The sequence below is a fragment of the Serratia sp. UGAL515B_01 genome (assembly GCF_033095805.1).
Classification (GTDB): domain Bacteria; phylum Pseudomonadota; class Gammaproteobacteria; order Enterobacterales; family Enterobacteriaceae; genus Chania.
Genome location: NZ_CP109901.1, coordinates 1,936,391 through 1,949,859 on the forward strand (window position 1 = coordinate 1,936,391; position 13,469 = coordinate 1,949,859).

Sequence of the window (13,469 nt, forward strand, 5' to 3'; positions counted from 1 at the left end):
AAAAAAACGCAGTACCCTTGCTATTAGTGTGTTGTCGTAACGACGCCAATTCCCGATAATAGGCGGCTTTCACTTTTGTAGGCTATGTAATGACCGAATACCTGCTTTTGTTTGTCGGCACAGTGCTGGTGAATAACTTTGTCCTGGTTAAGTTTTTGGGCCTGTGCCCATTTATGGGTGTTTCCAAAAAACTGGAAAGTGCCATCGGCATGGGCATGGCTACAACTTTCGTCATGACGCTGGCTTCTATCTGCGCATGGCTGATCAACAGCTTTATCCTGATCCCGTTGGATTTAGTGTATCTGCGCACTCTTTCTTTCATTCTGGTGATCGCCGTTGTGGTGCAATTCACCGAAATGGTGGTGCGTAAAACCAGTCCGGCACTCTACCGCCTGTTAGGGATTTTCCTGCCCCTGATAACAACCAACTGTGCTGTACTGGGGGTTGCATTACTCAATATTAACCTTGGTCACAACTTCATGCAGTCTGCGATTTATGGTTTTAGTGCCGCTGCGGGCTTTTCGTTGGTGATGGTGCTGTTTTCCGCCATTCGTGAACGGTTGGCTGTCGCCGATGTGCCAGCGCCATTTCGTGGCTCCTCTATCGCATTGATCACCGCTGGATTGATGTCACTTGCCTTTATGGGCTTTACCGGGCTGGTGAAATTCTAATGACTGCGTTGTGGATAGCCATTGCCGCATTAAGCACGTTAGGGCTACTGTTTGGTCTCGTGCTGGGTTTTGCTGCACGTCGTTTTGAAGTGGAGGAAGATCCGCTTGCCGAACAGGTCGATGAGATCCTACCACAAAGCCAATGTGGTCAATGCGGCTACCCTGGTTGCCGCCCCTATGCTGAAGCCGTGGCCAATGGTGAGATGATCAACAAATGTGCACCCGGCGGAGAACAGGTGATGCTCAGGCTGGCAGAGTTGCTTAATGTTGAACCTCAACCGTTAGATGGCGGCGCAGCCGTCGCCGCGCCGATACGCAAGGTCGCCTTTATTCACGAAGCCGAATGTATCGGTTGTACCAAATGTATTCAAGCCTGCCCTGTTGACGCCATTGTTGGTGCCACGCGCGCCATGCATACAGTGATTACTGATCTTTGTACCGGCTGCGACCTGTGCGTTGCTCCTTGCCCAACTGACTGTATTGAAATGAAACCGGTCGCTACCACTACCGCTAGCTGGAAGTGGGATATGAAAACAATTCCGGTGCAAGTGATCCAAGTGGAGCAACATGTTTAGTTTATTCGCCGCCTTTAAAAAAGATCGGATTTGGGATTTCGATGGCGGTATTCATCCACCGGAAATGAAAACCCAGTCCAGCGGTGTACCACTGCGAGCCGTTCCTCTGCCAGATATTTTCATCGTGCCTTTGCAACAGCATTTAGGCCCTGAGGGCGAACTGTGCGTGAAAGCCGGTGACGCGGTATTAAAAGGCCAGCCCCTTACCTTCGGACATGGTCGCACATTACCGGTACATGCGCCGACTTCTGGAAGAATACGTGCAATTGAACCTCGCGTAACCGCACATCCCTCTGGCTTGGCTGAGCTGTGTGTGATCATTGAACCAGACGGACAGGATCGCTGGTGCAATCTGACTCCAGTGACGGATTATCATCAACTCAGCACGGAAGAACTACTCCAGCGTATTCATCAGGCTGGTATTGCTGGTCTGGGAGGAGCCGGTTTTCCTACTGCCAGCAAATTGCAAGGCGGCGATCAGCAAGTAGAAACCCTGATCCTTAACGCAGCTGAATGTGAGCCCTATATCACTGCCGACGATCGGTTGATGCAAGAACACGCTGCCCAAATTATTGAAGGTATCCAGATCCTGCGTCACCTTCTGAAACCGAAAGTGACCCTGATAGGCATTGAAGACAATAAACCACAGGCTATCAGCGCGTTAGCCCTCGCTTTGCGCGGGCAAAATGACGTTATGCTGCGTGTGATCCCCACCAAATACCCATCCGGTGGTGCCAAACAATTAACCAAGATCCTGACAGGCAAAGAAGTTCCCCATGGCATGCACTCCTCCTCTATCGGTGTATTGATGCAAAATGTGGGTACCGCTTTTGCCATCAAGCGGGCCATCGTTGACGGTGAACCGTTGATAGAGCGTGTCGTCACTTTGACCGGTGAGGCTATGAGCAAGCCTGGTAACGTCTGGGCACGGCTCGGCACTCCCGTACAACACTTATTGACTTTGGGAGGGTATCGACCACAGCCACAGCCAATGGTTATCATGGGGGGACCTTTAATGGGATTCACCCTACCTGCCTTGGATGTTCCTATTGTCAAGATCAGCAACTGTTTGCTTGCACCGACGATAAATGAAATGGCACCACAGGAGCCAGAGCTCTCATGCATCCGCTGCGGATTGTGTGCCGATGCCTGCCCTGCGGGGCTGTTACCACAACAGCTTTACTGGTTCAGCCGCGGCAAAGAGCATGAAAAAGCACGCAACCACAACCTATTCGATTGCATCGAATGTGGTGCTTGTGCCTATGTTTGCCCCAGCAATATTCCGCTGGTGCAATACTATCGCCAGGAAAAGGCAGATATCAAAACTTTGGATCAAGAAGCTGCACGTACAGCGGAAGCCAAAGCTCGCTTCGAGGCGAAGCAGACACGTCTGGAACGAGAGAAACGCGCCCGTGAAGAGCGTCACAAAAAAGCGGCGGTAAAACTGACCACAAACGACCAAAATGCCGTTCAAGCCGCGCTGGCGCGAGTTCGTAGCAAAAATGGCGAAGCCAGCGCGATAACGATTATTGGTCAGGAACCTGACAATAGTGCAGCTATCGCTGCCCGCGAAGCACGTAAAGCACTGGCCAGAGAGCGTAAAGCACTGCAAACAATCGAAGTCACCGTCACTGACGAACAAGACCAGCGCAAAGCCGCCGTTGCCGCCGCACTAGCGCGCGTTAAAGCCAAGAAAGCGGCACAACCCGCACAAAGTGCTGAACCAGTGACTAACGCAGAACAGGAAGACCCCCGTAAAGCCGCCGTTGCCGCCGCACTAGCGCGCGTTAAAGCCAAGAAAGCAGCACAACTTACACAAAATGCTGAACCAGCGGCTGATGCAGAACAGGAAGACCCGCGCAAAGCCGCCGTTGCCGCCGCACTAGCGCGCGTTAAAGCCAAGAAAGCAGCACAACTTACACAAAATGCTGAACCAGCGGCTGATGCAGAACAGGAAGACCCGCGCAAAGCCGCCGTTGCCGCCGCACTAGCGCGCGTTAAAGCCAAAAAAGCAGCACAACTTGCACAGAATGCTGAACCAGTGACGGATACAGAACAGGAGGATCCCCGCAAAGCCGCCGTTGCCGCCGCACTAGCGCGAGTTAAAGCCAAGAAAGCAGCACAACTTACACAAAATGCTGAACCAGTGACGGATGCAGAACAGGAAGACCCGCGCAAAGCCGCCGTTGCCGCCGCACTAGCGCGCGTTAAAGCCAAAAAGGCCGAGTCACAACCAGTTCCAATCGATGAATAGCAGACCTAAACGGGGGTTTTTGCCGATCCCCCCGTTTAATCAATAGAAATCAGATAGGTATAATTCACATCTATCTGACGCAGTTTTGCAGACTGATTCCACTCTTTCGTTTCCAACATCTCCATCTCAATGCTCCCTTCCACTTCATTACGTAATGTGGGTACCACATGGGCAAGCAGAAAGGAAACAAATTGCCCGCACTCCTTTGCCGTTCCTTGATGGTTGATAGCAATGTATTCACGCGCTGGCAGGTGAATATTATCGATTTGATGGCCGGAAAGAATATCTTTCTTATGTTCTGGTGCTACCGCCATGATGTGAGTGCCAGAGCATTCACCATTACTGTGCTCTCGCAAGGAATGAATACTGAAAACCTTGCGGCACTCGACATTTAACCCTTTAAAGAAGTTATTAAAAATCTCCCCCTTCACAGCGATGCAGGAAGAAACGGCAATCTCTTGTTCAGTCTCTAGTTCCAGTTCCCGTGAAAGACCAACCAGATGCATTTCTGGTAATACCAGCCGTTTGATCTCAGGGTAAAAATCGGCTTCATAGTTGGCTTCAAAGTTGAAACGAGGCATCAGATTTTTGACGTCCCATTTGCTCATCGTGCGATAACGGTTTGGTGTTGTACCAAAGCGTTGTTTAAACATACGAGTAAAAGTTTGTTGAGAGTCGAATCCCAATTCGTCAGAGATATTAATAATAGAGCGATTAGTGATACGCAACGCTACCGCAGCACGGGTAAGGATGCGAGAACGTATATAGGTAGCAAGCTGGAGGCCAGTGATACGCTTAAACTTACGCTGTAAGTACCACTTGGAGTAGCCCGAAATCCGTGCAACTTCATCTAGATTTGGCCGCGTTTCCAAGTGAATCTCTACCCACTCAATCAGTTCTTCAATGAAAAGCATGTCTTCATTAGTCATTATTGTTCATTCACCCACTTAGATCCTAGTTGGATGGCACGTTGAACGCTGCCAGGATAATAACCAATATTGGTTATATGAATTTTGCTATTTCATCAGCGTGGATTGGCAAGATTCAGACTCACACTTGGGTTTCCCCTCCATCACTTCAAGGACCCCTTTTCTTTGCTGCCGCTATTTGCACGCAACTAAGAGGTACATAGCTCAATATATACATATCCCTATGATCAGCACGTATTACCCAAGCTCTGATTAAGGTAGAATACTGCGCTATGTTTTTTCATCTGTTACACCTATACCCTTCACAACTACATGCAACTCGAATTATTTTGGGTATATACCCCCTTGAATAAATCAGGTTATATAAAAGTAGCGCAGTACCTAGGAAGGTTGGATGGTGCTGTCAATATACATGCAAATTGAAGCAATTTGGGTAAAGTGTGGTAAAGAAATGGTAGTTATTCTATGAAGTTCAGACCAGTTAGGCAAAAAAACGTCATTAGCTTACGCGTCGCCAGTTCTCCTTTTACTCATGACCAGCAAAACACTCGCAGCATCATGCTTTGGGTTATGCTGGCCTGTATTCCCGGTATAGCCGCACAAGTTTGGTTCTTTGGTTACGGTAGCCTCGTTCAAACGGCATTAGCCATGGTAACCGCACTGCTCGCTGAAGCCGCTGTTCTTGCGCTGCGAAAACAACCGGTAAAAACCAGGTTGGCAGATAACTCTGCGCTGCTCACTGCATTGCTGTTAGGTATTAGCTTACCACCACTGGCTCCTTGGTGGATGGTTGTTATCGGCACCGTTTTCGCTATTGTTATCGCTAAACAGCTGTACGGAGGATTAGGGCAAAATCCCTTCAACCCAGCGATGGTCGGTTATGTGGTATTGCTGATCTCCTTCCCGGTACAAATGACCCGCTGGTTACCACCCGACACGTTGAATACCGCCATGCTGCCGCTACAAGATACTCTGCAGGCTATCTTCAATGGGCACAGTGCCCAAAGTGCCATGCAGATGGGAAGCGACGGTATTAGCCAGGCTACACCGCTTGACGCGTTCAAAACTGGCCTGCGCAGCGGCCATTCTGTGCAGCAGGTGCTGCAACAACCGTTGTTTGACGGTGTGTTGGCAGGCATCGGTTGGCAATGGGTGAACCTGGGTTTTCTTCTCGGCGGGGCATTTATGTTGAGCCGTAAGCTTATCCACTGGCAGATCCCCCTTAGCATGCTCGGTGCCATTGCCCTTTGCTCTGGGTTGGCATGGTCGTTGGACCCTGCTCATCAAGCCTCACCGCTGATCCACCTATTTTCCGGAGCAACCATGCTCGGTGCTTTCTTTATCGCTACTGACCCGGTCAGTGCCTCCACCACACCGAAGGGGCGCTTGATTTATGGAGCCCTTATTGGCTCGTTGGTCTGGTTGATCCGCGTATATGGCGGTTATCCTGATGGTGTAGCCTTTGCCGTGCTGTTGGCAAACATTACTGTGCCATTAATCGATCACTATACGCAGCCGCGCGTGTATGGCCATCGCTAAGGAGCCAAGATGCTTAATTCAATGAAAAAGCATGGTATCACACTGGCCGTATTTGCCGCGGTGACGACCGGCTTGACTGCCGTGGTGTATCAGCTAACAAAAGGTACGATTGCCCACCAGGCGGCGTTGCAGCATAAAGCCTTATTAGATCAGGTCGTTCCGGCGGAAAACTACGACAATGATATGCAGGATGAATGCTATGTGGTTAGCGACCCGGCATTAGGTAACTCTGCTCCTCATCATTTATATCTGGCGCGTAAGAATGGTCAGCCGGTTGCAGCCGCGCTGGAAACGACGGCACCCGATGGTTATTCCGGGGCTATTCAACTGCTGGTCGGTGCTGACTTTAACGGTACAGTGTTAGGTACACGAGTCATGGAACATCACGAAACGCCAGGGTTAGGCGATAAAATTGAGTTGCGTCTCTCCGACTGGATCACTCTTTTTAGAGGTCAGAAAGTCAATGGCCAAGACGACACACGCTGGGCGGTGAAAAAGGATGGAGGTATATTTGATCAATTCACCGGTGCAACTATTACCCCAAGAGCCGTTGTCAATGCCGTGCATCGTACCACGTTATATATCGAAACGTTGCCGACTAAAATCGACACTTTACCTACCTGTGGAGCCAGCGAATGAGTGAAGCGAAGACTCTGATTGTTCAAGGATTGTGGAAAAACAACTCTGCGTTGGTGCAACTATTGGGCCTGTGCCCATTGCTGGCTGTGACTTCAACCGCAACCAACGCCCTAGGTCTTGGGCTGGCAACCACGTTAGTTCTGGCGATTACCAATGGTTCAATCTCAGCCTTACGTCGTTGGATACCCAGCGAAGTTCGTATTCCCATTTATGTGATGATCATTGCCGCCGCAGTCAGTGTGGTTCAAATGCTGATCAACGCTTATGCCTTTGGTCTTTATCAGTCTCTGGGGATTTTTATTCCGTTGATCGTCACCAACTGTATCGTGGTAGGGCGTGCCGAGGCGATAGCAGTAAAAAAACCTGTCGGCCTGGCGCTTATCGATGGCATAGCTATCGGATTGGGAGCGACTTGCGCCATGTTCGTATTGGGCTCTCTGCGTGAACTGATTGGCAACGGCACGCTATTTGATGGTGCGGACATGCTGTTAGGCCGTTGGGCAAGGGTATTACGCATAGAAGTCGTGCACTTTGACAGCCCCTTCCTATTGGCTATGCTTCCGCCGGGCGCTTTTATCGGTTTAGGATTGATGCTGGCAGCCAAATATGTGATCGATGAAAAAATGCAAGTGCGCCAAGACAGAGCCCTGCTGGTTAAGGTTGAGGCTGAAACGAAGCAAGAACACGCAGAGAAAGCGTAATGAATAAAGAGAAACGCCTAGAAATTCTGACTCGCTTACGGGATAACAACCCTCACCCAACCACTGAGTTGGTTTTTTCTTCACCATTTGAGTTACTCATTGCGGTGTTACTTTCTGCACAGGCCACCGACGTCAGTGTGAATAAGGCTACGGCCAGGCTGTACCCCGTTGCCAATACACCGGCAGCGATGTTGGCTCTGGGTGTGGATGGCGTAAAGGAGTACATTAAAACCATCGGTCTGTTTAATGGCAAAGCCGAGAACATCATTAAAACCTGTAGGATCCTGCTGGATGAGCATGCAGGTGAAGTCCCTGAGGATCGCGCGGCGCTCGAAGCTCTGCCTGGTGTGGGCCGTAAAACAGCGAATGTCGTTTTAAATACAGCATTTGGATGGCCAACCATTGCTGTTGATACACACATCTTCCGGGTTTGTAATCGCACAAATTTCGCCCCTGGAAAGAACGTTGATCAAGTGGAAGAGAAACTGCTAAAAGTCGTTCCGGCCATGTTTAAGGTAGACTGTCACCATTGGCTTATCCTTCATGGTCGCTATACTTGCGTCGCACGTAAGCCACGCTGCGGCTCATGCCTGATTGAAGACTTATGCGAGTATAAAGAGAAAGTCTACCCGCTTGAATAAACATCCTATCGGGCGCAACTCAGCGCCCAGCCGCCTTCTCCTATTTGGCTTAATAAGGCATTTTCATCGAGATATTTTTCATTGAAAAATTAACCAAAAATCTCGATAAGCACGATATCCTCGCGATTACATTTCTTTAACGAAAGTGTTCATTATTTTAATTTTGTATAATTTCATAGAACTCCGCCCATACCAGATAATCTAAAAACTTAAACCCAAATAATCATCAATATGGGCTACTTAGCTGTAAAAAGTCAGGATATATAACTAAAATTAATCAATAAGAATTTCATGGCAAAATAAAAACCCGATAAAATAAAGATTCTCGAACGTTAATACTGAATAAATTTCGCAACATAGTTATATGTTAATGAAAAAGTTATATGTAACGGTATATGTCAGAAAGCTTGCCACATTGATAAAGATAGTGAACATTAACCGCCCTAATAATCTTATAACAATGCATAAAGATGCAATCTGCATCACCTAATGTAATTTCCGTATTGAAAATACGGGTAGTGAAAAAACCAGAGGTACCAGTGTCGACAGCAAAAAACAAACCATCGGAAAACATAAGTCTTAACGCTTTCAAACAGCCTAAAGCGTTCTACCTGATCTTCTCTATAGAACTCTGGGAGCGTTTCGGTTATTACGGACTGCAAGGCATTATGGCCGTCTACCTGGTCAAAATGCTTGGCCTGAGTGAAGTCGATTCCATCACGCTGTTTTCTTCTTTCAGTGCGCTGGTTTACGGTTTTGTCGCCATCGGTGGGTGGCTGGGAGATAAGGTCCTCGGTGCAAAGCGTGTGATCGTCTTGGGAGCCTTTGTGCTTGCCGCTGGCTACGCCATGGTGGCATATTCCGGGCATGACATCTTCTGGGTTTATCTGGGCATGGCGACAATCGCGGTGGGTAGTGGTTTGTTCAAAGCGAACCCCTCATCACTATTGTCGAAATGCTATGAAAAAGACGATCCGCGTTTAGACGGTGCATTCACCATGTATTACATGTCCGTCAATATCGGTTCATTCTGTTCTATGCTGGCAACGCCTTGGTTGGCCGCAAAATACGGTTGGAGCATCGCCTTCTCTCTTAGCATGGTAGGGATACTGATCACCCTGGTCAACTTTATGATCTGTCACGGCTGGGTAAAACAATACGGGTCAAGACCCGACTTTAAACCCCTGCATATTCAGAAACTCCTCATGGTTCTGTTGGGTGTAGTGGCATTAGTGGCACTTTCAAGCTGGTTGCTGCATAACCAAATCATCGCACGCTGGGCACTGGCTATCATTTCTATTGGTATTGTCATCGTGTTTGCCAAAGCAACCTTTGCACTACAGGGTACCGCAAGACGCAAGATGATCGTGGCCTTCCTGCTCATGCTCGAAGCCATCGTGTTTTTCGTGCTTTACAGCCAGATGCCAACCTCGCTGAACTTCTTTGCTATTCATAATGTTGAGCACAATATTCTAGGAATCACCTTCGAACCGGAACAGTATCAGGCACTCAACCCATTCTGGATCATGTTAGCAAGCCCTCTGCTTGCTGCCCTATACAACAAGATGGGCGATCGTCTGCCTATGCCACACAAATTCGCCTTCGGTATGTTGTTGTGTTCCGCAGCCTTTCTGGTACTGCCGTGGGGAGCAAGCTTTGCTAATCAGCAGGGCATTGTTTCCGTCAACTGGTTAATCCTAAGTTATGCGTTGCAGAGTATCGGTGAGCTGATGATCTCCGGCTTGGGTCTGGCAATGGTGGCACAGTTAGTTCCACAGCGACTGATGGGTTTTATCATGGGCTCTTGGTTCCTGACCACAGCGGCGGCGGCGTTAATTGCGGGTAAAGTCGCCGGACTAACCGCAGTGCCAAATGATATTAAAGATGCGCATGCTTCCTTGGCAATATACAGCCATGTGTTTTTACAGATTGGTATCGCAACCGCAGTTATTGCAGTACTGATGCTGCTGACCGCCCCAAAACTGTACCGCATGACCTTGGACACCATAGAAGATACGCAACAGAAAGCCCAAGCCACTGGTGCAATGCACTAACCACATGAACGTTTCGGGGCAATAAGCCCCGCTATTTTTTATCGCACCTCTATCATAAGATTATGCCACTTAATTGGACGCGGGCTTGATCGCCCTTCGCCTCGATGACGGTTTTTTGGGTCTACGACGGTGCTACAGCTAATTGCGACACAGCCTAGTTTTGATAATAAATACAAACAGTTTTTGCCGCTGTTATGGCAAATAGTCTCATGAATTTATGTATAATGGGGTATACAAATCACTCACAAGGATGACATTCCATGTCCTTTTCTCCTCTACGTCGTAAAATTCTCCTCGCCGCTGCTGCCATACCTGCGTTCGCGGCTCTCAATCCACTGCTAACTTTTGCCGCCGATGATAAATTAGCGCTGGCACAACAAAAGCTCGCCAATCTGGAAAAAGATTCTGGAGGGCGACTGGGGGTTTACGCCTACAACACCGCCAATGGTCAAAAAGTGCAATTGAATGGCGAAAAACGCTTTCCGTTTTGCAGCACATTCAAGGTGATTGCCGCCGGTGCCATTCTGCGCCACAGCCTCAGCCACCAAGGGTTCCTGGATCAGCGCATTCACTACAAAAAAAGCGATCTTGCAGCCTATTCACCCATCAGCGAAAAACATTTAGACAGTGGTATGACGGTTTCCGAACTTTGTGCCGCCGCGCTTCAATATAGCGATAACACCTCCATTAATCTGTTGATGGCACTGATAGGTGGACCTGCCGCTGTTACCGCCTATGCACGCAGTATCGGCGATACGACCTTTCGTCTGGATCGTTGGGAAACCGAACTGAACAGTGCCATTCCAGGCGATGAGAGGGATACCACCTCACCAGCAGCCATGGCTGCAAGTTTACAGAAGTTAACGTTGGGGGACGCTTTACCAAACGAACAACGTCAGTTGTTGAACAGTTGGATGAAAGGGAATACTACGGGCGATCAGCGCATTCGAGCAGGTGTCCCTTCGGGAGCGATCGTCGCCGATAAAACCGGTAGCGGTGATTATGGCACTGCCAATGACATTGGTGTTGTCTGGATAAAAGACAGTGCTCCGCTGGTGATCGCCATTTACTCTACGTACGCTCAGCAGGATGCGAAAGCCAGAAATGATGTGATTGCCTCTGCAACACGTATTGTCACTCAGGCGTTAGCCTAGGCCGTTCATAAACTCGCCGAATTACTCAAAATTTGAGACGTTGACTCGTTTTATGGTCGTTTATCGCTCAACAGCGTACTAAACTTATTTGGTAGCTATGCTGCAATATTTTTTCAAAAAATCCTGTACACTGAAAGCCAACTTCACAACGCGGGTTGCCAAAATGAAAAAACTTACGCTAAAAGACATGACAGAAAGTGAACAACGTGAAGTAAAAACCGAGTTGGACAGAGCACGCAAAAGCCACGGTCGCCCACTGACTAACGCCGAACAGAACAAAGTAAAAGATGAGGCTATTGAGCGCATAATGGCCTCCCGAGAAAAAATTGCCAAAGTAACACGTGCTGGACGTAAAGCTAATCGGGTACAACCCACTAATGCTACGTTTAGTTGGACAGCTTCCATCAGCACCCGACCACATCGTTGATAGTAAAAACCCTGCTGTTTGCGCCGCTCTTGAATCAATCAATACCAAGGATTCGAAGGCGCCCCACTCCAACAGGGTTGGTTTATTTCCGAGTTACTTGAAGTTAATGTCTTATAACCCTGATATTTCACTAAACAAGAAGCAGAAGTGGCAGTTAGTGTGACATTAGCGAGCGGTTCGTCTAAAGCAGGCTCAATCTGCTTTATCCACATATCAACATTCTTTTATTATGCCTCTACGAAAAAGCTTGTAGTTTAATAAAAAATTGCTGGCAAAGACGTTATCATTTTTACACTATAGGCCTAGGCGGTCATTCATCACTACAAAGGAGCTTTCGATGAAATTGTTCTACAAAGCCGGTGCGTGTTCACTGTCACCGCACATCGTGTTACGTGAAGCCGGATTGGATTTCACTGTGGAAAAGGTCGATTTGGCGAAGAAAATAACAGAAAGTGGAGCTGACTACTTAGCGATCAACCCGAAGGGACAAGTCCCGGCTTTGGTGCTTGACGATGGCAGTTTGCTCACCGAGGGTGTGGCAATTGTGCAATACTTGGCAGACCGCGTACCGGATCGTAACCTGATCCCAGCAGTGGGCACGCTTCCTCGCTATCACGCAATTGAGTGGTTGAACTATATCTCAACGGAATTGCATAAAGGGTTCAGTCCCTTGTTTAACCCGAAAACACCCGATGAATACAAGTCTATCGTTCGGGACAAACTAGAAAGTCAGTTCAGCTATCTGAATTCCGTTCTAGAGAAACAACATTATGTTCTAGATCAACGCTTTAGCGTTGCAGATGCTTATCTTTTCACCGTACTGCGTTGGGCACTGGCGATGCAGTTTGATCTCAATAAATATACGCACCTGCACGCCTACTTCGACCGCGTAGCTGCTCGCCCTGCGGTGCAAGCAACCCTGAGTGCAGAAGGTCTCAATTAATACACGCCTAAACGCGGGACCATAAAACCTCTGCAACCCGGCCTTAACGGCCGGTTTTTTAGCATTTTATCGCCTGAAACTTACTGTTTGGATTAACAATACAATCCTGGGCGGCAACAATCTGCAACTCATATTCGCCCATCGCCTGGGTAGTCAGCATGACGTCATACACAGCGGCAGTGACATGTTCCAATGCTTTATCTAGCGGCTCACCTTTAAGCAAGTCTACCAAGAGTAAACCACTGGTCAGATCACCTACTCCCACCGGCTGACGCGCGCCAAAATCAACTAATGGGCGGCTGATGTGCCAGGCATCATCAACCGTTACCAGCAACATTTCAAAGCTGTCCTGATTATAGCCCGCACGACTAAGATGTTTCACTAACACCACTTTAGGGCCTTTTAGCGTCAGCTCACGCGCCGCATCAATCGCTTGGTCAACATTGTGGATCTCACGCCCGCTCAGTTGTTCCAGCTCCAGTAGGTTTGGTGCCACCATATCGCTGCATGGTAACGCCTGTTGGCACAAAAACTCGGCCACCCCCGGCGCAACGATGCAGCCTTTTTCTGGGTGTCCCATGACGGGATCGCAAAAATACCAAGCATTGGGATTAGCCTGCTTGACCTGCCGTACTACCTCTAGAATATGGTCACCCTGTTCTGGCGAACCGATGTAGCCACTCAGCACAGCATCACACTCTTTTAATTTATCAATATTCGCTATGCCTTGTGCTATTTCAGTCAGGTGACTGGCTGGCATTACGCAACCGGTCCAATGGCCATATTGTGTATGATTAGAAAATTGCACCGTGTTTAACGGCCAGACGTTGACACCCATACGGCGCATAGGAAACTCTGCCGCACTGTTTCCTGCATGCCCAAACACCACATGTGATTGTATAGAGAGAATATTTTTCATCGAAACAGCCTAACCATAAATAC

13 protein-coding genes are annotated in these 13,469 nt (G+C 48.5%); 11 read left to right on the forward strand and 2 right to left on the reverse strand.

What is annotated here, in order from left to right:
• The first annotated feature begins 89 nt into the window (after positions 1-89).
• Genes rsxA through rsxC form a run of 3 tightly spaced genes read left to right on the forward strand, consistent with a single transcriptional unit; the run spans position 90 to position 3,500 of the window.
• Entirely contained in the window at positions 90-671 is a 582-nt protein-coding gene (gene rsxA / locus OK023_RS08895; RefSeq protein WP_317697048.1) for an electron transport complex subunit RsxA, read from the forward strand.
• Positions 671-1,246: an electron transport complex subunit RsxB gene (rsxB, locus tag OK023_RS08900; protein ID WP_317697051.1), complete on the forward strand. Its 576-nt coding sequence runs from the start codon at positions 671-673 to the stop codon at positions 1,244-1,246. Before rsxA ends, rsxB begins: the two co-directional genes overlap by 1 nt.
• Entirely contained in the window at positions 1,239-3,500 is a 2,262-nt protein-coding gene (rsxC, locus tag OK023_RS08905) for an electron transport complex subunit RsxC (RefSeq protein WP_317697054.1), read from the forward strand. The genes rsxB and rsxC overlap by 8 nt, the downstream gene beginning before the upstream one ends.
• A gap of 35 nt (positions 3,501-3,535) precedes the next feature.
• Here the strand turns inward: rsxC and OK023_RS08910 are convergent, their stop codons facing one another.
• Positions 3,536-4,429 (reverse strand): helix-turn-helix domain-containing protein, encoded by an 894-nt coding sequence (locus tag OK023_RS08910; RefSeq protein ID WP_317697057.1) that lies wholly within the window; start codon positions 4,427-4,429, stop codon positions 3,536-3,538.
• 465 nt (positions 4,430-4,894) lie between these two features.
• Between OK023_RS08910 and rsxD the strand changes: the two genes are divergently transcribed.
• The 8 genes from rsxD to gstA all read left to right on the forward strand — a co-directional run bounded on the left by rsxD (position 4,895) and on the right by gstA (position 12,527).
• The gene (gene rsxD, locus OK023_RS08915; protein WP_317697059.1) at positions 4,895-5,968 is read left to right on the forward strand and encodes an electron transport complex subunit RsxD; all 1,074 of its coding nucleotides are present in this window, start codon (positions 4,895-4,897) and stop codon (positions 5,966-5,968) included.
• Between the two features lie 9 nt (positions 5,969-5,977).
• Positions 5,978-6,607: an electron transport complex subunit RsxG gene (gene rsxG / locus OK023_RS08920; RefSeq protein ID WP_317697061.1), complete on the forward strand. Its 630-nt coding sequence runs from the start codon at positions 5,978-5,980 to the stop codon at positions 6,605-6,607.
• Positions 6,604-7,308, forward strand: coding sequence for an electron transport complex subunit E (locus OK023_RS08925; RefSeq protein WP_317697063.1), 705 nt, complete (start codon positions 6,604-6,606; stop codon positions 7,306-7,308). The genes rsxG and OK023_RS08925 overlap by 4 nt, the downstream gene beginning before the upstream one ends.
• Positions 7,308-7,949, forward strand: a complete 642-nt coding sequence (gene nth, locus OK023_RS08930) for an endonuclease III (protein ID WP_317697065.1) — start codon at positions 7,308-7,310, stop codon at positions 7,947-7,949. Before OK023_RS08925 ends, nth begins: the two co-directional genes overlap by 1 nt.
• A 539-nt stretch (positions 7,950-8,488) precedes the next feature.
• Positions 8,489-10,003: a dipeptide/tripeptide permease DtpA gene (gene dtpA / locus OK023_RS08935; protein ID WP_317697067.1), complete on the forward strand. Its 1,515-nt coding sequence runs from the start codon at positions 8,489-8,491 to the stop codon at positions 10,001-10,003.
• 260 nt (positions 10,004-10,263) lie between these two features.
• A complete protein-coding gene (bla, locus tag OK023_RS08940) occupies positions 10,264-11,157 on the forward strand; it encodes a class A beta-lactamase (protein ID WP_317697069.1) in 894 nt (297 codons plus the stop codon).
• Between the two features lie 163 nt (positions 11,158-11,320).
• Positions 11,321-11,584: a DUF3811 domain-containing protein gene (locus OK023_RS08945; RefSeq protein WP_317697071.1), complete on the forward strand. Its 264-nt coding sequence runs from the start codon at positions 11,321-11,323 to the stop codon at positions 11,582-11,584.
• Positions 11,585-11,921: 337 nt separating this feature from the next.
• A complete protein-coding gene (gstA, locus tag OK023_RS08950; protein ID WP_317697073.1) occupies positions 11,922-12,527 on the forward strand; it encodes a glutathione transferase GstA in 606 nt (201 codons plus the stop codon).
• A 58-nt stretch (positions 12,528-12,585) separates the two neighbouring features.
• On the opposite strand, the gene pdxY is transcribed toward gstA, so the two are convergent.
• A complete protein-coding gene (pdxY, locus tag OK023_RS08955) occupies positions 12,586-13,446 on the reverse strand; it encodes a pyridoxal kinase PdxY (protein ID WP_317697075.1) in 861 nt (286 codons plus the stop codon).
• Positions 13,447-13,469: the final 23 nt, after the last annotated feature.